Annotated in this window: 19 protein-coding genes and 1 pseudogene; 8 read left to right on the forward strand and 12 right to left on the reverse strand. The window is 67.7% G+C overall.

The annotated features are described in order from the left end of the window. Positions 1 to 7 precede the first annotated feature (7 nt). From G6N09_RS19075 to G6N09_RS19110, 8 genes are all read right to left on the reverse strand, one after another. On the reverse strand, positions 8 to 832 hold the full coding sequence (locus tag G6N09_RS19075) for an MBL fold metallo-hydrolase (RefSeq protein WP_234806970.1): 825 nt from the start codon (positions 830 to 832) through the stop codon (positions 8 to 10). Between the two features lie 2 nt (positions 833 to 834). Continuing rightward, positions 835 to 1,176, reverse strand: coding sequence for a metal-sulfur cluster assembly factor (locus G6N09_RS19080; protein WP_083024683.1), 342 nt, complete (start codon positions 1,174 to 1,176; stop codon positions 835 to 837). Beyond that, positions 1,173 to 1,670 carry a Fe-S cluster assembly sulfur transfer protein SufU gene (gene sufU / locus G6N09_RS19085; protein WP_083024685.1) on the reverse strand — a complete coding sequence of 166 codons (498 nt, stop codon included), beginning with the start codon at positions 1,668 to 1,670 and terminating at the stop codon, positions 1,173 to 1,175. Before sufU ends, G6N09_RS19080 begins: the two co-directional genes overlap by 4 nt. A 4-nt stretch (positions 1,671 to 1,674) precedes the next feature. Further along, positions 1,675 to 2,937: a cysteine desulfurase gene (locus G6N09_RS19090; RefSeq protein ID WP_083024688.1), complete on the reverse strand. Its 1,263-nt coding sequence runs from the start codon at positions 2,935 to 2,937 to the stop codon at positions 1,675 to 1,677. 1 nt (position 2,938) lies between these two features. Beyond that, positions 2,939 to 3,721: a Fe-S cluster assembly ATPase SufC gene (gene sufC / locus G6N09_RS19095; protein ID WP_083024690.1), complete on the reverse strand. Its 783-nt coding sequence runs from the start codon at positions 3,719 to 3,721 to the stop codon at positions 2,939 to 2,941. 34 nt (positions 3,722 to 3,755) lie between these two features. Further along, positions 3,756 to 4,925, reverse strand: a complete 1,170-nt coding sequence (gene sufD, locus G6N09_RS19100; RefSeq protein ID WP_109558888.1) for a Fe-S cluster assembly protein SufD — start codon at positions 4,923 to 4,925, stop codon at positions 3,756 to 3,758. Positions 4,926 to 4,937: 12 nt separating this feature from the next. Then, positions 4,938 to 6,383, reverse strand: a complete 1,446-nt coding sequence (sufB, locus tag G6N09_RS19105) for a Fe-S cluster assembly protein SufB (protein WP_083024692.1) — start codon at positions 6,381 to 6,383, stop codon at positions 4,938 to 4,940. Positions 6,384 to 6,449: 66 nt separating this feature from the next. Beyond that, the gene (locus G6N09_RS19110) at positions 6,450 to 7,142 is read right to left on the reverse strand and encodes a helix-turn-helix transcriptional regulator (protein ID WP_407662703.1); all 693 of its coding nucleotides are present in this window, start codon (positions 7,140 to 7,142) and stop codon (positions 6,450 to 6,452) included. A 220-nt stretch (positions 7,143 to 7,362) separates the two neighbouring features. Here G6N09_RS19110 and mptB point away from each other — a divergent pair, with 220 nt between their 5' ends. Genes mptB through G6N09_RS19130 form a run of 4 tightly spaced genes read left to right on the forward strand, consistent with a single transcriptional unit; the run spans position 7,363 to position 11,766 of the window. Further along, positions 7,363 to 9,054, forward strand: a complete 1,692-nt coding sequence (gene mptB, locus G6N09_RS19115) for a polyprenol phosphomannose-dependent alpha 1,6 mannosyltransferase MptB (protein ID WP_083024697.1) — start codon at positions 7,363 to 7,365, stop codon at positions 9,052 to 9,054. Further along, positions 9,051 to 9,989 carry an ABC transporter ATP-binding protein gene (locus G6N09_RS19120; RefSeq protein ID WP_083024699.1) on the forward strand — a complete coding sequence of 313 codons (939 nt, stop codon included), beginning with the start codon at positions 9,051 to 9,053 and terminating at the stop codon, positions 9,987 to 9,989. Before mptB ends, G6N09_RS19120 begins: the two co-directional genes overlap by 4 nt. Then, the gene (locus G6N09_RS19125; protein ID WP_083024701.1) at positions 9,986 to 10,774 is read left to right on the forward strand and encodes an ABC transporter permease; all 789 of its coding nucleotides are present in this window, start codon (positions 9,986 to 9,988) and stop codon (positions 10,772 to 10,774) included. Before G6N09_RS19120 ends, G6N09_RS19125 begins: the two co-directional genes overlap by 4 nt. Positions 10,775 to 10,830: 56 nt before the next feature. Continuing rightward, positions 10,831 to 11,766 carry a COX15/CtaA family protein gene (locus G6N09_RS19130; RefSeq protein ID WP_083024945.1) on the forward strand — a complete coding sequence of 312 codons (936 nt, stop codon included), beginning with the start codon at positions 10,831 to 10,833 and terminating at the stop codon, positions 11,764 to 11,766. On the opposite strand, the gene G6N09_RS19135 is transcribed toward G6N09_RS19130, so the two are convergent. Further along, the gene (locus G6N09_RS19135) at positions 11,722 to 12,423 is read right to left on the reverse strand and encodes a DcsG N-terminal domain-containing protein (protein WP_083024947.1); all 702 of its coding nucleotides are present in this window, start codon (positions 12,421 to 12,423) and stop codon (positions 11,722 to 11,724) included. The genes G6N09_RS19130 and G6N09_RS19135 overlap by 45 nt on opposite strands. Before the next feature lie 31 nt (positions 12,424 to 12,454). Here G6N09_RS19135 and G6N09_RS19140 point away from each other — a divergent pair, with 31 nt between their 5' ends. Further along, positions 12,455 to 13,441 carry a quinone oxidoreductase family protein gene (locus tag G6N09_RS19140; protein ID WP_083024704.1) on the forward strand — a complete coding sequence of 329 codons (987 nt, stop codon included), beginning with the start codon at positions 12,455 to 12,457 and terminating at the stop codon, positions 13,439 to 13,441. On the opposite strand, the gene G6N09_RS19145 is transcribed toward G6N09_RS19140, so the two are convergent. Further along, the gene (locus G6N09_RS19145) at positions 13,438 to 15,039 is read right to left on the reverse strand and encodes a PPE family protein (RefSeq protein WP_083024949.1); all 1,602 of its coding nucleotides are present in this window, start codon (positions 15,037 to 15,039) and stop codon (positions 13,438 to 13,440) included. The genes G6N09_RS19140 and G6N09_RS19145 overlap by 4 nt on opposite strands. A gap of 65 nt (positions 15,040 to 15,104) precedes the next feature. Continuing rightward, positions 15,105 to 16,658 (reverse strand): PPE family protein, encoded by a 1,554-nt coding sequence (locus G6N09_RS19150; RefSeq protein WP_083024706.1) that lies wholly within the window; start codon positions 16,656 to 16,658, stop codon positions 15,105 to 15,107. A gap of 169 nt (positions 16,659 to 16,827) precedes the next feature. On the opposite strand from G6N09_RS19150, the pseudogene G6N09_RS19155 reads away from it, so the two are divergent. After that, a pseudogene (locus G6N09_RS19155) lies at positions 16,828 to 17,308 on the forward strand (NUDIX hydrolase). Here G6N09_RS19155 and G6N09_RS19160 read toward each other — a convergent pair. After that, the gene (locus G6N09_RS19160; RefSeq protein WP_083024708.1) at positions 17,305 to 18,228 is read right to left on the reverse strand and encodes a heme o synthase; all 924 of its coding nucleotides are present in this window, start codon (positions 18,226 to 18,228) and stop codon (positions 17,305 to 17,307) included. The pseudogene G6N09_RS19155 and the gene G6N09_RS19160 sit on opposite strands and share 4 nt — an antisense overlap. A gap of 209 nt (positions 18,229 to 18,437) precedes the next feature. Between G6N09_RS19160 and tkt the strand changes: the two genes are divergently transcribed. Together tkt and tal are read left to right on the forward strand one after the other, a co-directional pair. Further along, on the forward strand, positions 18,438 to 20,537 hold the full coding sequence (gene tkt / locus G6N09_RS19165) for a transketolase (RefSeq protein ID WP_083024951.1): 2,100 nt from the start codon (positions 18,438 to 18,440) through the stop codon (positions 20,535 to 20,537). Between the two features lie 34 nt (positions 20,538 to 20,571). Then, on the forward strand, positions 20,572 to 21,684 hold the full coding sequence (gene tal / locus G6N09_RS19170; protein ID WP_083024711.1) for a transaldolase: 1,113 nt from the start codon (positions 20,572 to 20,574) through the stop codon (positions 21,682 to 21,684). Positions 21,685 to 21,688 lie beyond the last annotated feature (4 nt).

Consider the following 21,688-nt stretch of genomic DNA (forward strand, 5'->3'; position numbering starts at 1 on the left):
CCGTGGATCAGGTGAGGTCGTCGTGGTCGCCACGCACCCACGCCGCATGGCGGTCCGCGGAGAACCGGATCGCGGCCGCGGCATCGGTGTCGATGGCGTTGGTGTGCAGCCCATAGATGCGGTCGAAGCGCAATTCCCCAAGGGTGCCCGCCATCCGCTGCACGACGGCGGCCGACAACGGAATGCGGTTCGGGTAACTGCGCAAGAACGCCACGGTGCGCTGATCGGGGTTCGGGAAGATCGTGTCGCCCACCAGCAGCACACCACGCCCATCGGCGCCGGCATGCCAGCAGGCGACGGAACTGCCCGGAAAGTGGCCGCCGACTTGAAGAACCGTCAGCTCCGGCGCGAGCTCCAGCCGACCCGACCAGTAGCTGATCGCCGGGTCCGGCCGCATCACCCACGCCTTGTCGGCGGCGTTGACATACACCGGAATCCCGCCGAGTCTTCGGCTCCACTCCACTTGGGCGCCGAACATGTGCGGATGGCTGGCCACCACTCCGAGAACCGGCCCACACTCAAGCACCGTGGCCAGCGCGGCGTCGTCGAGGAAGCCCGAGGGATCCCACAGAACGGTGCCGGCGGAGGTGGATACCACCTTGCCCAGCTGACCGATACCGAGCGGAGGATTGCTGCCGATTCCGATCAGCCCGGGCTCCAGTTCGAAGGCATAGGACTGCATGCCGTCGGCCACCAATCCGTCCAGCGTGACCCAGTGCTGGCCATCCGGCGGCACCCATTGCCGATCGTCGGCGCAGATCGCGCACACCTGCGGCGTCGCAGCGTGTTCGACACCGCACGTCCGGCAGAGCCAGAAGTCGGAGGCCGTCACGGTCAGACCGTGAAACCGACTGCGCGCATCATCTCGCGGCCCTCGTCGGTGATCTTGTCCGGTCCCCATGCGGGTTCCCACACCCAGTTGACGTCAGCTTTCTTGACCAAACCGGTTCCCACCGTGGCGTTCTGGATCTGCTCGACGATCATGTCCTGCAGCGGACAGGCCGGTGAGGTGAGCGTCATGGTCACTACCGCGACCAAACCGTCTTCGTCCTCGCGGACCGATAGGTCGTACATGAGGCCCAGGTCCACGACGTTGATGCCGATTTCGGGGTCGATGACGTCGTGCATCGACTCCTCGAGTTCGGCGAGCAGCTCGTCCGGTCCCAATTCGCTCATCGGTTCATCTCCTGGGTCGAGACACTGACGGATGCCAACGTCTGATCTTCTGTCTTTGAAAGTGCCTGTGCCAGTGCGTCCTTGAAGGCCATCCAGCCCAGCAACGCGCACTTGACCCGCGCCGGGTACTTGGCCACGCCGGCGAAGGCGATACCGTCGCCGAGCACCTCCTCGTCACCCTCCACGGTGCCGCGCGAAGACACCATCTCGTGGAATGCGTCGAAGGTCGCACTCGCCTGCTGCACGGTCTCACCGATTACCTGGGAGGCCAGCACCGATGTCGCCGCCTGCGAGATCGAGCACCCCTGCCCGTCGTAGGAGACGTCGGCGATGTGGGCACCGTCGGGTGACAGCGCTACGCGCAACGTGAGTTCGTCACCGCAGGTGGGGTTCACGTGATGCACCTGAGCGCCGTACGGCTCGCGCAGGCCGCGGTGCTGTGGATGTTTGTAGTGATCGAGGATCACCTCTTGATAGAACTGCTCAAGACGCACGGTCTTACACTCCCCCGAAGAATTCCACGGCCCGGCGAACGCCCGCCAGCAGACGCTCCACCTCCTCGTGGGTGTTGTACACCGCGAACGATGCGCGCGCGGTGGCGGCCACATTGAACTTGCGGTGCAACGGCATGGCGCAGTGGTGGCCCACCCGGACTGCGACGCCGTCGTCGTCGAGCACCTGGCCCACGTCATGAGCGTGCACTCCGTCGATGACGAACGACACCGGGGAACCGCGGTCGACCGTGGTGGCCGGTCCGATGATGCGGACGCCGGGGATGGCGGCCAGTCCCTCCAGGGTGGCGGCCACCAGCGCGTGTTCGTGCGCGGCCACCACATCCATCCCGATGGCGTCGAGGTAGCGTGCGGCCGCCGCCAACCCCACCACCTGGGAGGTCATCGGTGTGCCTGCCTCAAAACGTTGCGGGGCAGCGGCATAGGTGCTCGACGCCATCGTGACCGTCTCGATCATCGATCCGCCGGTGAGGAACGGTGGCAGCGCCGTGAGCAGCTCCCGCCGGCCGTAAAGCACGCCGATCCCGTGCGGGCCCAGCATCTTGTGGCCGGAGAACGCGGCGAAGTCAACCCCCAGGGCGTGGAAATCGACCGGTTGGTGCGGAACCGATTGGCAGGCATCCAGAATGGTCAGCGCACCAACCGCGCGGGCCCGTGACACCAACTCGGCGACCGGGGCCAGCGCTCCGGTCACATTCGAGTGATGGGTGAACGCAACGACCTTGACCCGCTCATCGAGCTCCAGCGAATCAAGGTCGATGCGTCCGTCGGGTGTCACCGCGTACCACTGCAGGGTCGCTCCGGTGCGGCGCGCCAACTCCTGCCACGGAATCAGATTGGCGTGGTGTTCCAGCTCCGTGGTGACGATCACGTCTCCCGGGCCAACTGCCGCCTCATAGCGACTGTCTCCCAGCACATAGGACACCAGGTTCAGCGATTCGGTGGCGTTCTTGGTGAACACCAGCTCAGCCGGATCGGCCCCCACGAAGCGGGCGATCGCCGAGCGGCCATCCTCGTAGGCGTCGGTGGCCTCCTCCATCAGCTGGTGCGCTCCGCGATGAACCGCGCCGTTGGAGTTCAGCAGGAAGTCCCGCTCAGCGTCGAGCACCGGCAGGGGCCGCTGCGAGGTGGCCCCCGAGTCGAGGTAGGCCAGCCGGCTGCCACCGCGCATGACACGATTCAGGATCGGGAAGTCCGCCCGGATCGCGTCGGTGTCCGGTGGCGCCGGACGACTGACCGAGAGCGTCATCTCAGGCCCCCGCCGCTGCCGCCTGCTCGGTGAAACGCTCGTAGCCGTTCTCTTCGAGCTCGTCGGCCAGTTCCGGTCCGCCCGACTCGACGATCCGTCCACCGGCGAAGACGTGCACGAACTGCGGCTGGATGTAGCGCAGGATCCGGGTGTAGTGGGTGATCACCAGCACGCCACCGTGCTGTGTCTCCTGGTAACGGTTCACGCCCTCGCTGACCACACGCAGAGCGTCGACGTCGAGGCCGGAGTCGGTCTCATCGAGGATCGCAATCTTCGGCTTGAGCAGGCTCAGCTGCAAGATCTCGTGGCGCTTCTTCTCACCGCCGGAGAAGCCCTCGTTGACGTTGCGTTCGGCGAACGCGGAGTCGATACCCAACTCGGCGAACGCTTCCCGCTGCTCCTTGATCCAGGTGCGCAGCTTCGGTGCCTCACCGCGCACAGCGGTGACCGCGGTGCGCAGGAAGTTCGACATCGACACACCTGGCACCTCGACCGGGTATTGCATCGCCAGGAACAGGCCCGCGCGGGCGCGCTCGTCGACGCTCATCGCCAGCACGTCTTCGCCGTCGAGGGTGATCGACCCGGACGTCACGATGTACTTGGGGTGACCGGCGATCGCGTAGGACAGCGTTGATTTGCCGGAACCGTTAGGACCCATCAGGGCGTGGGTCTCTCCGGAGTTCACCGTCAGGTCGACACCGTGCAGGATCGGGATGTCGGCGGTGCCGTCGTCTCCGGCGGGCGACACACTGACATGCAGACCCTTGATTTCCAATGTGCTCATTGCTGATTCGTGTCCTTCGATGATGCGTTCGGATTTAGGTGGTCTCGGTGACCGCGAGTTCACGCTCGACGGCCTCGGTGAGGCGTTCTCGCACCGCCTCGACGGGGATCCTGGCGATGATCTCGCCGAAGAAGCCGCGCACGATCAGGCGCCGGGCCTGATCTTCGGGGATGCCACGCGCCTGCAGGTAGAACAGCTGAAGATCGTCGAATCGCCCGGTCGCGCTGGCGTGTCCGGCCTGCACGATCTCCCCGGTCTCGATCTCCAGGTTGGGGATCGAGTCCGCCCGGGCGCCATCGGCCAGCACCAGGTTGCGGTTCACCTCAAAGGTGTCGGTGCCGATGCCGGCCGCGCGGATCAGCACGTCGCCGACCCAGACCGTGTGGGCGTCCGGCAATCCCGAGTCGGGGTCGCCCTGCAGCGCACCCTTGTAGAGCACGTTCGACCGGCAGTGCGGCCGGGCGTGGTCGACCAGCAGACGCGATTCGAGGTGCTGGCCGGCATCGGCGAAATACAGACCGAGCATCTCGGCGTCACCACCCGGGCCGTCGAATCGGACCCGGCCGGTCAGCCGCACCAGATCCCCGCCCAATTGCACCGCGGTGTGGCGCAACACCGCGTCCTTGCCCAGCGCCGCGTGGTGGCTGGTGACGTGCACCAGATCCTGCTCCCCCTCGGCGATCCACACCACGGTCAGCGCAGCCCCGTCGCCGACGACGAATTCGACGTTGTCGGCGTAGGTTCCGCTGCCCCGGACATCGATCACGATGGTGGCGCGCGACAGTTCCTCGGCGCGCAGCTGCAGATGGCCGTAGGCCGTAGCGCCCGCACCGGGGCCGGTCACCGTGATCGTGACCGGCTCTGCAATCTCGGCACCCTTGGAAACGGTCACCACCGTCGCACTGTCGAATGCCGAGAATGCCTGGGCGGCAACGCGATCAGCCGGAACACCGGCAGCGCCGAGGCGCTCGTCGTCGCGAGCGACGGTCTCGGACCGCACGCCCTCGGAGCCGGCCACCTCAATTCCGGCGACCGCATCGGCCACAGCAGAACCGTCGTGCAGGCCACGCAGCCGGCGCAGCGGGGTGAACCGCCAGGCTTCGTCGCGACCGTGGGGAACCTCGAATGCGTTCACGTCGAACGAGGTGAACTGCATTCCCTTGTGGAAACCTTCGGCCGCCTGGGTCAGGTTGGTACCGGCGATGGAGCTTGTCACCTAGCCCACCGAGCCTTCCATCTGCAGCTGAATCAGCTTGTTGAGTTCGAGTGCGTATTCCATCGGCAGCTCCTTGGCGATGGGCTCGATGAAGCCGCGCACCACCATCGCCATCGCCTCGTCTTCGGTCAAACCACGACTCATCAGGTAGAACAGCTGGTTCTCGCTGACCTTCGACACGGTGGCCTCGTGGCCGACGGTGACGTCGTCCTCACGGATGTCGACGTAGGGATAGGTGTCGCTGCGGCTGACGTTGTCGACCAGCAACGCATCGCATTTCACGCTCGACTTGGCTCCGTGCGCGCCCTTGTGGATCTCCACCAGGCCCCGGTAGGACGACCGGCCGCCGCCGCGCGCCACCGACTTGGACACGATGTTGCTCGACGTGTTCGGTGCCAGGTGCAGCATCTTGGCGCCGGTGTCCTGGTGCTGGTCCTCGCCGGCGAACGCGACCGAGAGCACCTCGCCCTTGGCGTGTTCGCCGGTCATCCAGACCGCGGGGTACTTCATGGTGACCTTGGAGCCGATGTTGCCGTCGACCCATTCCATGGTGGCGCCGGCCTCAGCCCGGGCCCGCTTGGTGACCAGGTTGTAGACGTTGACCGACCAGTTCTGGATCGTGGTGTAGCGGCAGCGACCACCCGGCTTGACCACGATCTCCACTACCGCGGAGTGCAGCGAGTCCGAGGTGTACACCGGCGCGGTACAGCCCTCGATGTAGTGCACGTAGGCGTCTTCGTCGATGATCATCAGCGTGCGCTCGAACTGGCCCATGTTCTCGGTGTTGATCCGGAAGTAGGCCTGCAGCGGGATGTCGACGTGTACCCCCTTGGGTACGTAGATGAACGACCCCCCGCTCCATACGGCGGTGTTGAGCGCGGAGAACTTGTTGTCTCCGGCCGGGATCACCGTGCCGAAGTACTCGCGGAACAGCTCCTCGTGCTCCTTGAGCGCGGTGTCGGTGTCGAGGAAGATGACGCCTTGCGCCTCAAGGTCTTCGCGGATCTTGTGGTAGACGACCTCGGACTCGTACTGGGCCGCCACACCACCGATGTAGCGCTGCTTCTCGGCCTCCGGGATACCCAGGCGGTCATAGGTGTTGCGGATGTCGTCGGGCAGGTCGTCCCAGGTCTGGGCCTGCTTTTCGGTGGAGCGCACGAAGTACTTGATGTTGTCGAAGTGGATGCCGCTCAGGTCCGAGCCCCAGTTGGGCATCGGCTTCTTCAGGAAGGTCCGGTAGGCCCGCAGTCGGGCTTGCAGCATCCACTCCGGCTCGTTCTTCTTCGCGGAGATGTCGCGCACGACCTCCTCGGAGATACCGCGCTGGGCGGCCGCACCGGCGGCGTCGCTGTCCGCCCACCCGAATTCGTACCGGCCCAGCGACGCGATCGTCTCGTCCTGGGTCGGCTCCGCGGTTGCTTCGGTGGCCTCCGGCGTGAGTGTCATGGTGACGCTCCTTCGGTGTTCGTGATGGCTTCGGCGCAGGGTGTGGCCGAAGGTCGGTCGATACTGCTAGTGCTTCCTGGTGACGGCGCCGGCCTTACCGGCTCGGTTGGTCAGCGGCACATGGGTGGTGCAGACGTAGCCGCCGTCGGCGATGGTCGCCAGCCGCTGCACATGGGTGCCCAGCACCGCTGCCATCGCCTCCTGCTCGGCCTGGCACAGCTCCGGGAACTCCTTGGCGACGTTGGCGATCGGGCAGTGGTGCTGCAGGATCTGCACTCCCGGAACGCCCCCCTCCACCCGTGCGGTGGTGGCGGCGTAGCCGGCTTCGGACAATGCACCGGCGATGCGTTCCGCGGTGGCCTCCAGGTCGCCGTCGGCCGAAGCCGCGGCAACGTTGTTCAAGATGGCGTCGATGCGCTGACGCGCGAAGTCGACCACTGCATCCTCGCCGCCGATCACGCGCAGTTGGCGTATTGCGGCCACCGCGAGGTCGTCGTAGCGGTGACCAAGCTTGCCGCGGCCTGCTTCAGTGAGCTGGAACCGCTTGGCCGGACGCCCGCGGCCCACTTGCTGCCAGGATGCCGCCGCATGCGCTTCGGCATCACCCATCTCGATCAGGGCGTCGAGGTGGCGACGCACCCCGGCGGCCGACAAACCCAACCGGGCGCCGATCTCCCCCGCGGTGATCGATCCGGACTCCATCAGCAGGCGCACCACGGCGTGGCGCGTGTCGTGGCCGCTGGCGGCTTCCGCTGCCAGTGAGGAACCTGCCGCAACCGCACCGCCGGGGCCCTGCCCGGCGGTTTCGGTAGTGGCCTGAACCTCGGCCTCGATTTTCACAACACCAGTGTGACGCAATTCCCGAGCTCGGTCTAGAAAGGGTTACCTCAGTTCAGTCGGGTTGCGCCGTTGCGCTGATCACATCCGGCGCACTGCCTGGCGGCCGCGGCCGCCGCCGAGCGGCCGTTACGCTGCTGGGATGTCCCCCGGCCGGCACTCGCTGAGCACGTCGATCGCGTATCTGCACGGCGACGAGCGCACGGTCGGCTCCCCCCTCAACGCCGCTGAACTGGTCGCATTGCGGCGCACTCGGCTGTTCGGCGCCACCGGAACTGTGCTGATGGCGATCGGTGCGCTCGGGGCCGGGGCGAGGCCGGTGGTGCAGGACCCGACTTTCGGGGTCCGGCTGCTGAACCTGCCGTCGCGGTTGTCCACGGTGGCTCTGACCATGACCACCACGGGTGCGGTGATGATGGCGCTGGCCTGGCTGATGCTCGGACGATTCGCCCTGGGACGGCGGAGGATGTCGCGCAGCCAGCTGGATCGCACGCTGCTGCTGTGGATGTTGCCGCTGCTGGTGGCCCCACCGATGTACAGCAAGGACGTCTACTCCTACCTGGCGCAGAGCCAGATCTCTCGACTGGGCCTGGACCCCTATCGGGTGGGGCCGGCGCCGGCCCTGGGCCTCGATCACGTCTTCACCCTCTCGGTTCCCAGCCTCTGGCGCGAAACCCCCGCGCCCTACGGCCCACTGTTCCTGTGGATCGGGCGCGGAATATCGGCGTTGACCGGCGAGAACATCGTCACCGCAGTGCTGTGCCACCGGGTAGTGGTGCTGCTCGGAGTCGGACTGATCGTGTGGGCGGTGCCGCGGTTGGCAGCCCGCTGCGGAGTCGCCGAGGTCAGCGCCCTGTGGTTGGGTGCGGCCAACCCGCTGCTGCTGATGCACCTGGTCGCCGGTATCCACAACGAGGCACTGATGCTGGGCCTGATGCTGACCGGCACCGAGTTCGCTCTGCGCGGGATCACCGCCGCCCAGCCCCTGATGCCTTCCCTGCGGATCCACCCGACCTGGACTGCCTGGGCACCGCTGGTCGAACTGTTGGCCGGCGCGGTGTTGATCACGATGTCGTCGCAGGTCAAGCTGCCGTCACTGTTGGCCCTGGGATTTGTGGCGATGGCCTTGGGCTGGCGATGGGGTGGCGACCTGCGGGCTTTCCTGCTGGCCGGTACCGCCATGTCGGTGCTGGCGGCAGCGGTGACGGGATTGATCGGCTGGGCCAGCGGACTGGGCTTCGGCTGGGTCTTCACGCTGGGTACCGCCAACGTGGTGCGCAGTTGGATGTCGCCGCCGACGCTGATCGCACTGGGCACCGGCCAGGTGGGGATCCTGCTGGGTTTGGGGGACCACACCACCGCGGTGCTCTCGCTGACGCGTGCCATCGGTGTGTTGATCATCGCGGTGCTGGTCGTCTGGCTGCTGTTGGTGGTATTCCAGGGCCGGCTACACCCGGTCGGCGGGCTCGGCGTCGCCCTGGGCATCACAGTTCTGCTGTTCCCGGTGGTTCAGCCCTGGTATCTGCTGTGGGCGATCATTCCGCTGGCCGCGTGGGCGACCCGCCCTCAATTTCGGATCGCGGTGATCGGGGTGACGCTGGTGGTGGGCATCTTCGGCCCTACTGCCAACGGCGACCGCTTCGCCCTGTTCCAGATCGTGGACGCGACGCTGGCCAGTGCCGTCGTGGTGTTGGGCCTGTTCTTGCTGACCTACCGGCGGCTGCCGTGGCGGGAGTTGCCCCGGGAATCCGATGGCACGACGGGCGACCTTTCCGCCCGGGAAGCCACCCCCCGGCCGGCCGCCACCAGCGACGCTTACGCTGATTCCCCGTGAACTCAGCTGTCGCGGTACGTCTGAGCGGGGTGCGCAAGCGTTACGGCACCGGTCCATCGGCGATAGATGCCGTCGCCGGCCTTGACTTCGAGGTACAGACCGCCGAGGTGTTCGCCCTCCTCGGCCCCAACGGTGCCGGTAAGACGACAACGGTAGAGATGTGCGAAGGCTTCGTGCGTCCCGACGCCGGCACCATCGAGGTCCTCGGCTTAGACCCGATCGCCGACAACGATCGGCTGCGGGAACGCATCGGCGTGATGCTGCAGGGCGGCGGCAGCTATCCGGCCGCCCGCGCGGGCGAGATGCTCAAGCTGGTGGCCTCCTACTCGGCGAACCCGCTGGACCCGCAGTGGCTGCTGGCGACCCTCGGACTGACCGACGCCGCGCGCACCACCTACCGCCGGCTCTCGGGCGGTCAGCAGCAACGGCTCGCACTGGCCTGCGCCCTGGTCGGCCGGCCGGAGCTGGTGTTCCTAGACGAGCCCACCGCCGGCATGGACGCCCACGCGCGCCTGCTGGTGTGGGAACTGATCGATGCGTTGCGCCGCGACGGCGTGACGGTGGTGCTCACCACCCACCATCTTCGCGAGGCCGAAGAGCTCGCCGATCGGCTGCTGATCATCGACCACGGCGCCGTGGTGGCGGCCGGCACACCGGCGGAGTTGACCCGCAGCGGGGCCCAAGGGCAGCTGCGGTTCACCGCACCGCCTCGCTTAGACCTGTCACTGCTGATCACGGCGTTGCCGGAGGGCTATCGGGCCAGCGAGGTACAGCCCGGCGAATACCTGGTCGAGGGGACGGTGGATCCGCAGGTTCTGGCGACCGTGACCTCCTGGTGCGCACGCCTGGACGTCCTGGCCACCCAACTGCGGGTCGAACAGCGCAGCCTTGAGGACGTGTTCTTGGAGCTGACCGGACGGGAGCTACGCCCATGAGTGCCCAGCAGTTGTTCGCGCCTGGGACCTTCACCCCCGACCCGCGGCCAGCCGGTGTACCGGCGATGCTGGCCGCGCAGTATCGGCTGGAGCTGACCCTGCTGCTGCGCAACGGCGAGCAGCTGTTGTTGACGATGTTCATCCCGATCACCCTCTTGGTCGGGCTGACCGTGCTGCCCCTCGGCCCCTTCGGCGAGGGCCATGCCGAGCGTGCCACGACGGTGCTGCCGGTGATCATGTCGTTGGCGGTGATCGCCACTGCATTCACCGGCCAGGCCATCGCGGTCGCGTTCGACCGGCGCTACGGAGCACTCAAACGCCTAGGTGCCACGGCATTGCCGGTGTGGGGTGTGATCGCCGGAAAGTCGTTGTCGGTGGCCACCGTTGTGCTGCTGCAATCGGTGTTGCTGGGCGCGATCGGTTTTGCGCTGGGCTGGCGACCGACGGTGGCCGGACTGGGTCTGGGCGCGGTGATCATCGCGCTGGGGACCGCCTGCTTTGCCGCGCTGGGTCTGCTGCTCGGCGGTAGTCTGCGCGCCGAGATCGTGCTGGCCGGCGCCAATCTGCTGTGGTTCGTCTTCGGGGGGTTCTCGGCCCTGACGGTGGAGACCGATCTGGTACCGAGCACGGTGCGCTGGCTGGCCCGTCTGACGCCCTCCGGCGCGCTCACCGAGGCGCTGGCGCAGGCATTGAGCGTCTCGGTTGACTGGTTCGGCATCGCCGTGGTGTGCGTTTGGGGCGTGGTGGCTGCCATCGGTGCGGTGCGGTGGTTTCGGTTCAGCTGACCTACTACGGGATGTAGTTACCGATCCTCTACGATCAGCCCGTGGGACGGTTCCTGATGCGCCTGGTAGACCTGCTCCCCGAACCGGGCCTGCGCACCCAGCGGTGGCTGGCCGCCGCGGTGGTGTTCACCCAGGGGTTCATCTCGATCACCGGTGCGATCGTCCGCGTCACCGCCTCCGGGTTGGGATGCCCGACGTGGCCGCAGTGCTTTCCGGGCAGCTATGTCCCGGTGGCTGTGTCGGAGGTGCCCCGGATTCATCAGGCCATCGAGTTCGGCAATCGCATGGTCACCTTCGCGGTGGTGATCACCGCGGCACTGGCCGTGTTGGCGGTGATCCGCGCCCGGCGACGTACCGAGGTATTGGTCTATGCCTGGCTGATGCCCGGCTCCACGGTGTTGCAGGCGGTGATCGGCGGAATCACCGTGCGCACCGGGTTGGCCTGGTGGACGGTGTCGGTGCACCTGCTGGTCTCCATGCTGATGGTGTGGCTGGCGGTGCAGTTCTACGCGAAAGTCGGCCAGACCGACGATGAATCGGCGGTGGTGAGCTACCGGGTCCCGGCGCCGTTGCGTGGGTTGACCGCACTGTGCGCCGTGACGCTGGCCGCAGTGCTGATGACCGGCACCCTGGTGACCGCCGCCGGCCCGCATGCCGGCGACAAAAGCGCGGCCCGCACAGTGGCCCGCCTGAAGGTGGAGGTCGCCACGCTCGCCCACCTGCACGAGTCGCTGCTGATCGGTTTCCTCGGTCTGCTGGTGGGACTGGCCTTCGGGATGGCCGCGGTGCAGGCGGCCCAACCGGTGATCCGCCGGCTGGCGGTCGTGACCGTGCTGACGTTGGCTCAGGGGCTGATCGGCGTGGTCCAGTACTTCACGGGTGTGCCCGCCGTGCTGGTCACCCTGCACGTGGCAGGCGCGGTGCTGGTCACCGGCGCGACCGCGGCGCTATGGGCGTCGCTGCGACAGCGGACCCAACCCGAGCCGCTCTAGCGCGGCGGTGACCTCGACGGCGAAACGGCGTTGGGCCCGGTCTTTCTCGTCGGCGTCCAGCTCGCTGAATCCCAATTGCGGCGCAATGAGATCCAGGCTGACCAGGCGTGCATCCGCGGCGCTTCCGGCGACGTCGACACGCGCGTAGAGCAGTTCCTCGATCCGGATGCTCAGACGTTCGGCGGCAGCCCGCAGGGCGGCACGTCCGATGTCCCACAGCTCGAAGTCCGGGTCGAAACCCGCGGCGCCGAAGGCATGCGAGCGACCGGCACCGAAGAACACCAGGGCCGTGACGTCACGCCGCGATTCCCCGACTAGCGTCGGCACCCCGTCGCACTGCAGGTCTGCCAGGTAGCGGCGGTCGGCGTTCCAGGCCACCGCTTCCGGCGGATTCAGCAGGTGCCTCACCCGCGTCGTCCAGTCCAGGAATTCGGCGCGCCGTCCTTGATCGCCGCCGGCGGTCCGCAGAATCACCAGATCCGCCGCCAGGGTCTCGGGGTCGTCCCAGGGCAATCGACGGGCGTGCAGCCCACGGTGACGCAACGCCGCGACCAGGCCGGCGTCGCTGTCAGGATCGGCGCCGTCGTGCCGACCGCCCCGGGGATCGACCGCCAGCATGATGCGCGGATGGAAGATGTCGGGCCGGGCCAGCTTCATGCAGACCTCATAGTCGGAGATGATACTCACCATGCACGCCGTGGAAGTGGCCGCGACCGGTGGCCCCGAAGTCTTGACCTATGTCGACAGGCCGCAGCCCTCCCCCGGCTCCGGCGAAGTGCTGATCGAAGTGGAGGCCGTCGGGGTCAACTACATCGACACCTACTTCCGCTCCGGGATCTATCCGGCTGCGCTGCCTTTCGTCGTCGGCAGCGAGGCCGCCGGCACCGTGGCACAGGTCGGCGATGGCGTGACCACGCTCGGTGTCGGAGATCGTGTGGTGACGGCTGCGGCCACCGGCGCCTATGCCGAATTCTGCACGGCGCCAGCGGCTTTGGCGGCGCCGATTCCAGCCGGCGTCGACGCCGGTGTGGCCGCAGCCGCCCTACTCAAAGGCCTTACGGCGCATTACCTCATCACGTCGGTGTACGCCGTGCAGCCCGGCGACACCGTTTTACTCCATGCCGGAGCCGGCGGGGTGGGGCTGATCCTCACGCAATGGGCCACCGCGCTGGGCGCCCGGGTGATCACCACCGTGTCGGGTCCGTCCAAGGCGGATTTGTCACGGCGGGCCGGCGCCGTGGAGGTACTGGACTACCCGGGCTCAGGTGACGACGCCGCGGTCACGTTCGGCGCCCGCATCCGGGAGTTGACCGAGGGCGTCGGTGTGGCCGCGGTGTATGACGGCGTGGGAGCCGCCACGTTCGACGCCAGCCTGGCCAGTCTGGCTGTGCGGGGCACGCTGGCATTGTTCGGCGCGGCCAGCGGACCGGTTCCGCCGGTCGATCCGCAGCGCCTCAACGCCGCCGGGTCGGTGTACCTGACCCGGCCCAACCTCGGCCATTTCACCCGGACAGCCGAGGAATTCTCCTGGCGGGCCGGCGAACTCTTCGACGCTGTCGTGAATGGCACGATCGAGGTGACGGTCAGCCGGCACTATCGGCTCGCCGACGCTGCCCAGGCGCACCGCGACCTGCAGGGCCGTCGCACCGTCGGCTCGATCGTGCTCGACGCTTAGCGGCCGCCGCGGTCGCAGTCCCAGCCGTCGGGCAGTAGCGGCACCCTGGGACCGTCGGCGAATTCCGCCCCTTCCAGGCGGGTGAGCCCGGTGACGCGGCTATGGGTGCCCTGCAGGCTTCCGGAGCGGCCCAGCTCGCCCGCTCCGCGTTCGGACACCGACGCCGGTTCCCAGTCCGGGGTCACTCCGACGGTCAGATCCATCACAGCGTCACTGTGCCCCGGTCTGGTTTGGCGTCGCCGGAGGCGGTTGGCCCGGCGGGTTTCCGCAGCCGCCGCGACCGAGCCGGCCTCGGGGGTGGGCGTCTTGCGCTTGGCGCTGTCCGCGGCGGAGGCATGGGCGCCGAGACCTGAGCCGTAGTCGATCCGGGGCCCGCCCCCGATCAGGTAGGGCAACAGCGGCGGGCCGGCGGGTACGGTCGCCGGCGGCGCTGGAGCCGGAGGCGCCGGGGCCGCACCGGCCGGGGCGGCAGCGGGTGGCGGCGCCGGTGGCGGCGGTGCGGCCGCCACCGCCGAGCCGACCGCGACAGCCGGTACATCGGCGACGACCGCCGCAGTAACCGGCACGGCGCCGCCCGCGGGCACCGGCTGAGGCATACCGGCGAGGCCTGCGAGGCCGGACAGGCCACCGACAGGTGCCACTACGGCGCCCGCGGCGGCGGCCATCGCCGCCGGCTGGCTTACGGCCTGCAGTAGCTGGGCGATATGGGTGGGCCAGTCGAACAGCACCAATGCCGCGAAGTACTGCAGCGCCGGGATGATCTGGCTCGGGTCCTGGGTGATCATCAAGAAGTCCTGGTAGAGCTCCAGAGTTCGCGCGAGGTACCAGATCGGTTTGGTGGCATCGGCGTAGAACTCGTAACCGAGGCCGTTGAGCGCCTTAGCGGCTGGGTCCCAATTGATCCCGAAGTTCCGCAGGAAATCCGCCACGGCGGTCGTCACGGCGTTGGTGATGGGATCGAGCCCAGGGCGTCCCGTTTCGATGCCAAGACTCTTCAGAATCGGTTCGAGGAAGTCGAGCAGCCCCTGCAGGGGATTCTCGGTGATCGGCTCCGGCGTCCATGGCGAGTCGGCCGACGCTGATCTCTGGATCGGGTCCGCCGGAATAGCAGTGGGGGTCGCTGCCATCGACGCCTCACATGCCGCCTGGTAGGTCGCCATGGTGGTGGCGGCCTGCATCCACATCCGGAAGTAGTCGGCTTCGTTGAGCGCGATCGGAATGGTGTTGATCCCGAAGAAGTTCGTTGCCACCAGCGTGCCGTGGGTGGCGTGGTTGGCAGCCAGCTCGGGCAGCGTCGGCATAGCCGCCAACGCGGCGGCATACGCCGCGGCCGCCTGTTCGTGCACCAGCGCCATCCGGGCGCTGTCGGCTGCGGCGCGGTGCAGCCACGCCAGATACGGCAGGTGCGCCGCCTGATACTGCTCGCCCGCGACGCCGCGCCACGCCCCGCTGCCCGACGCCAACACTGCCGTGAGATCCGCTGCGGCCTCCGCATAGGTTCCGCTCAACGACGTCCATGCACCCGCGGCGCCGAGCAGCGGCCCGGGGCCTGGGCCCGCACTGAGCAGCGCCGCATGCACCTCGGGCGCAGACGCCATCCACACCGGGCCGAACACGAGGATTCACTCTAGCGAATCAGTTATTTCGGGTTGCCGAACTCTGCTTACTTCGTGTCGAGTCCGCTACCGGGCAGCAACGGCAGCCGCGGTCCTTCGTCGAAGGCCCTACCGGAGGACACCATCAGCCCCACAGCCGGTCTGTCGACGCGAGCGCCGGTCCCGGCGAAACCGCCGGCTCGCTGCGACGACGCCGTCACATCGGCCTGCATCGGATCCTGCCATTGCGGTGTCACCTCGACAGTGAGGTCCATGACAGCGTTACCGGGCCGGCGCATCGCGGCGCGCCGCCGTCGACGGGCCCGCTGCTGTTCGTGCACCGCGGCTCCCGCCTCAGCGGCCGCCGCAGAACCCCGGGGCTCGGAGGACTTGCGGGATGCTCCGGCTCGCCCGGACATGCCGGAGCCGGCCCCGACACCGGGCGGCCCAATCAGATAAGGCGGGAAGAAGGGCGCGGCTCCCGGGGGCGGAGCCGGCGCCGGGGTGGACCCGCCAACCCCGGCTGCCGGCGGGGCCGGCGCGGCCGCCGCAGCCGGGGCAGCCGGGGCAGCTGTGGAGGGAATCGCCGGTGCCTGGGCTCCCGTCGACGGCGATCCAACGCCGGCGTAGGAATCAGGAGCGGTGCCCAACGGAAGCGGAGCGACAGGCTGCGAAACGCCGGCCAATCCGGCCAATCCGGCCAGACCTCCTGTCGCGCCCGCAGGGCCGACCAGCACACCGACCGCGGCCGCGAACAACTGCGGCGATTGGGCCAGCCATGAGCCGATCTCGGCGAGATGTGTCGGCCAGTCGAACTCTGCGAGCTGGACCAGGTACTGGAATGCCAGTGCGGGATTCTGCTGGAAATTCACGCCCAGCTGCTGAAAGTCCTCCAACAGTTCCAGTGACCTCACCAGCCAGAACATCGGCTGATTGGGATCGACGTACTCGTCATAGGGAATGCCGTTCATCATCGCGTGGGCCGGGTCCCAATTGATCTGCCCGTTGCTGGCGGTCTGCAGAATCTTGGCGATCAGCTGATCCAGCGGATCGTTGACGGTGGGGTCGGTGCCCTCGCCATCATCGGCGGGCTGCGCCTCGGCCTTGACGATCTGCGGCGCCGAGGTTGCCTGGGGCGCCGAGGCCACCGCCGCGCCGCTGACTGCCTGATAGGTCGCCATGGTCGTCGCGGCCTGCACCCACATCCGTGCGTAGTCGGCCTCGTTGAGCGCCAGGGGAATGGTGTTGACGCCGAAGAAGTTCGTCGCCGCCAACATCCCGTGGGTGACGTGATTCGCGGCAAGCTCGGCCAACGTCGGCATGGCGGCCAGCGCGCTGAGGTAGGCCGCGGCGACCGCCTCCAACCGGGCCCCCGTCGTGGCGCTGTCCGTGGCGGTTTGATTCAGCCAGGCCACGTAGGGCACGTGAGCGGTCATGTAGGACTCCGCGCTGGGCCCCTGCCACCCGCCGCCCTGGACGGCCTCCAGGGTCGTCATGAGCTCCTCGGCCGCGGCGGTGTACTGGGCGGCCAGCGCCGACCACGCGGCCGCAGCAGCCAGCAGCGGACCCGATCCCGCCCCGGCGCTCAGCAGGGCCGAGTGCACCTCCGGGGGCGATGCCATCCATGCCGGACTCGGGGCGGTCACCGGCCACCACCCGAAGAGTTAATGAATATGGTTTTCATTATCGACAGATTCAAGACCGGGCACGGCGGCCAGCACCAGACGCGCAGCCTCCCTGTTGCCTGCGTCGCTGCTGTGAGGCTCTCACCCAGCTGGCACCATCATTCACATGCCGATTCCGCAGTTCATCGTCGAGCTCCGCGCCCACATCGGCCATGCCCCGCTGTGGCTGATCGGGGTCACCGCAGTAGTGCTCCGTGACGATGAAGTTACTGCTGGTGAAAAGGGCCGACAACGGCGTCTGGTCACCGGTGACCGGGATCGTGGACCCCGGCGAGGAGCCGGCGGACGCCGCCGTCCGCGAGGTCGCCGAAGAAACCGGCGTCACCGCGGTACCCGAGCGGCTGGCCTGGGTCCACGTCACCGCTCCGGTGACGCACGTCAACGGCGACCGGGCGCAATACCTCGACCATGTCTTTGTGATGCGCTGGGTGGCCGGACAGCCCTATCCCGCCGACGACGAGAGCACGGCTGCGCGCTGGTGTGCCCGCAGTTCACTCCCCGCCATGCCGGAACGGATGGTTGCCCGCATCGAAGCGGCGTTCGCTGCGGGCGAGTCAACCCGGTTCGAGTGGAGCCCGAGGCCCTAGAACAGCGTGGGCAGGCCGATGGCCGAGTCCACCGCCAGCGCACAGAAGACCAGCGCCAGGTAGTTGTTGGACTGCAGGAACAGCCGCAGGGGCTTGATCGGCTCACCACGTCGCACCCCTGCGTAGAGCTGGTGAGCCATGGCCAGGAACCAGGCACCGGCCACGACCGCGACCGCCGCGTACAGCCACCCCGCAGCAGGAACCAGCGCCAAGGTCGCCAACACCGTCGCCCAGGTGTAGACCACGATTCGGTGGGTGACCACGTGCTCGCTGGCGACCACCGGCAGCATGGGCACCCCCGCCGCCGCGTAGTCCTCCTTGTAGCGCATCGCCAGCGCCCAGGTATGCGGCGGCGTCCAGAAGAAGATCACCAGGAACATCACCAGCGCGGGCCAGCCGATGGTGCCGGTGACCGCCGACCAACCGATCACTACCGGCATGCAGCCGGCCGCTCCGCCCCAGACCACGTTCTGTGAGGTGCGCCGCTTGAGCATCATCGTGTAGACCAGCACGTAGAACGCGATGGTGGCCATGGCCAGCAGACCCGACATCAAGTTCGTGGTACGCCACAGCCACACGAAAGAGCCCGCACCCAGCCCCAGGCTGAACACCAGAGCGTTGCGGGTCGGCACCGCGTCACGCGCCAGCGGCCGGAGCGCAGTGCGCTTCATCACCTTGTCGATGTCGGCGTCGACGACGCAGTTCAGCGCATTGGCACTGGCGGCGGCCAGCATCCCGCCGATCAGCGTGTTGAAGATCAGCAGCGGATTCACCGTGCCACGGTCCGCGAGCAGCATCGCGGGAATGGTCGTCACCAGGAGCAACTCGATGATCCGCGGCTTGGTCAGCGACAGATACGCCAACAACGTGCTGCGTATTGCGCGTATTCGGCGCGGCTGTGCGCGCTCGCGAATACTCACGTGATGACTCCTAGGATGGCAGCTGCGACGCCAGCTTCTACTACCGACGATGGTAGACCGCCTCGCCAGGCCGTCCGAATCGCAGGGTCACTTCACTCCGGAAACCACACGGCGACCGCACCTGCAACACTGCGCTCGCCCGCACTAGGGTGAGAGAAGCAACTCGGCCTGTTGTGCAGACCTATCCCGAAGATGAGGACCCGAAGTTCGTGACCACTGCTGCAGAGATCTCCGCTCTTACCGCCGCGCACCACCCCGCTGATTGGGCCGAGATCGACTCCGTCGCGGTCGACACCGCCCGGGTGCTGGCCGCTGACGCAGTGCAGAAGGTGGGCAATGGCCACCCGGGCACCGCGATGAGCCTCGCGCCGCTGGCCTACACGCTGTTCCAGCGGGTTATGCGCCACGATCCCTCCGACACCGATTGGCTGGGCCGTGACCGGTTCGTGTTGTCCTGTGGGCACTCCAGCCTGACCCTCTACATCCAGCTCTACCTGGGGGGTTTCGGGCTCGAACTGGCCGACATCGAGGCCCTGCGCACCTGGGGCTCCAAAACCCCGGGCCACCCGGAGTTCCGCCACACCAAGGCCGTGGAGATCACCACCGGCCCGCTCGGCCAGGGGCTGGCTTCGGCGGTCGGCATGGCGATGGCCGCGCGCTACGAACGCGGACTGTTCGACCCCGATGCCGCCCCCGGGACGAGTCCGTTCGACCACTTCATCTACGTGATCGCCTCGGACGGCGACGTGCAGGAGGGCGTGACCAGCGAGGCGTCCTCGCTGGCCGGCGTTCAACAGCTGGGCAACCTCATCGTGTTCTACGACCACAACAAGATCTCTATCGAGGACGACACCGCGATCGCGTTCAGCGAGGACACCGCGGCTCGCTACCGGGCGTACGGCTGGCACGTCCAGGAGGTCGAGGGCGGCGAGAACGTGGCCGGCATCGAAGAGGCGATCGCGGCGGCGAAGGCCGTCACCGACAAGCCGTCCTTCATCTCGCTGCGCACGATCATCGGTTATCCGTCCCCGGGCAAGATGAACACCGGGGCCATCCACGGCTCCGCGCTGGGTGCCGACGAGGTGGCAGCCACCAAGTCCGCACTCGGTTTCGACCCGGAGAAGGCGTTCGACGTTCGTGACGACGTGATCACCCACACCCGTGGGCTGGTGACGCGAGGCCAACAGGCCCACGCCGAGTGGCAAGAGCAGTTCGAATCGTGGGCAGCCCGGGAGCCGCAGCGCAAGGCGCTGCTGGACCGGTTGCTCGCCGGTGAGCTGCCGCAGGGCTGGGACGCCGAGCTGCCGTACTGGGAACCCGGTTCCAAGGCGGTCGCAACCCGCGCGGCATCCGGCAAGGTACTCAACGCCGTGGGTGCGAAGCTTCCCGAGTTGTGGGGCGGCTCAGCCGATCTGGCCGGCAGCAACAACACCACGATGGACGGCGTGAAGTCGTTCGGCCCGACCTCGATCTCCACCGGCGAGTACTCGGCCGACCCGTACGGTCGTACCCTGCACTTCGGGATCCGTGAACACGCGATGGGTTCGATCCTGTCCGGCATCGTGCTGCACGGACCTACCCGCGCCTACGGCGGCACATTCCTGCAGTTCTCCGACTACATGCGGCCCGCGGTGCGCCTGGCGGCGCTGATGGACATCGATCCGATCTACGTGTGGACACACGACTCGATCGGGCTCGGCGAAGACGGCCCCACCCACCAGCCGATCGAGCACCTGGCGGCACTGCGGGCCATTCCCCGGCTGTCAGTGGTGCGACCGGCCGACGCCAACGAGACTGCCTACGCCTGGCGTACCGTGCTGGCCCGCGGCGCGGACAGCGGGCCGGTCGGGCTGATCCTCACCCGCCAGAATGTGCCCATCCTGGAGGGCACCGACGCCGAGGGTGTCGCGCGCGGAGGGTACGTGCTGGGGGGCCTCGATGCCGCCGGCGCCGAGCAGCCCGACGTCGTGTTGATTGCCACCGGATCCGAGGTCCAGCTCGCGGTAGAAGCGCAGAAGCTCTTGGCAGCCCAGGACATCAACGCCCGGGTGGTGTCGATGACGTGTCTGGAGTGGTTCGAATCGCAGCCGGTCGAATACCGCGACGCGGTGCTGCCGCCCTCGGTGTCGGCGCGGGTTGCCGTAGAAGCCGGTATCGCACAGTGCTGGCACAAGATCGTCGGCGACACCGGCGAGATCGTGTCGATCGAGCGCTACGGCGAATCTGCCGACTACCAGACGCTGTTCCGTGAGTTCGGCCTGACCGCTGAAGCCGTCGTCGCCGCGGCGATCAGAACTCTGGACAACTGACATCGATCGACTGGTCGATCAGAAGGAGCGCAACATGACTCAGAATCCCCAGCTTGCCGCTCTGGCTGCCGCGGGCGTATCGGTGTGGCTCGATGATCTGTCGCGTGATCGGCTGACATCGGGCAACCTCGCCGACCTCGTCGCCACCCGCAGCGTAGTCGGGGTGACCACCAACCCGACCATCTTCCAGAAGGCCCTGGAGAAGGGGCACGCCTACGACCAGCAGCTGTCAGAGCTGGCCGCTCGCGGCGCCGACGTGGACGCGGTGATTCGCACCGTCACGACCGACGACGTACGCAACGCGTGCGACGTGTTGTCCGCCGCGTGGGAAGCCTCCGACGGCGTGGACGGACGGGTCTCCATCGAAGTCGATCCGCGCCTTGCCCATGACACCGACAAGACCGTCGCCCAGGCCATTGAGCTGTGGAAGATAGTCGAGCGGCCCAACCTGTTCATCAAGATTCCGGCCACCAAGGCGGGACTGCCGGCCATCAGCGCGGTTCTGGCCGAGGGGATTTCGGTCAACGTCACGCTGATCTTCTCCGTGGAACGGCACCGCGAGGTGATGGACGCCTACCTGACCGGTCTTCAGGCCGCCAGGACCGCCGGCCACGACCTGTCCAAGATCCACTCGGTGGCCTCATTCTTCGTCTCCCGGGTGGACACCGAGATCGACGCCCGGCTGGAGAAGATCGGCTCGGCCGAAGCGCTGGCGCTGCGCGGCAAGGCCGGCCTCGCCAACGCCCGGTTGGCCTACGCCGCCTACGAGGAGGTCTTCACCGGCGAAGACTTCGCCGCGTTGGCGGCACACGGTGCGCGTGTCCAGCGGCCACTGTGGGCGTCCACCGGGGTCAAGAACCCGGACTACCCCGACACCCTCTACGTCACCGAACTGGTTGCGCCGCATACCGTCAACACCATGCCGGAACCGACATTGGACGCGGTGGCCGACCACGGTGAGATCACGGGCGACACCATCGCCGGAACCGCCACGGCATCGGAGCAGGTCTTCGAACAACTCGAGGCGGTGGGCATCGATCTGACCGACGTCTTCGTGGTGTTGGAGTCCGAAGGCGTCGAGAAGTTCGAGGCGTCCTGGGGCGAGCTGTTGGACGCCACCGCGGCCCAGCTTGAAGGGGCCAAGTGATCTG

Source organism: Mycolicibacter minnesotensis, from assembly GCF_010731755.1.
Lineage (GTDB): Bacteria > Actinomycetota > Actinomycetes > Mycobacteriales > Mycobacteriaceae > Mycobacterium > Mycobacterium minnesotense.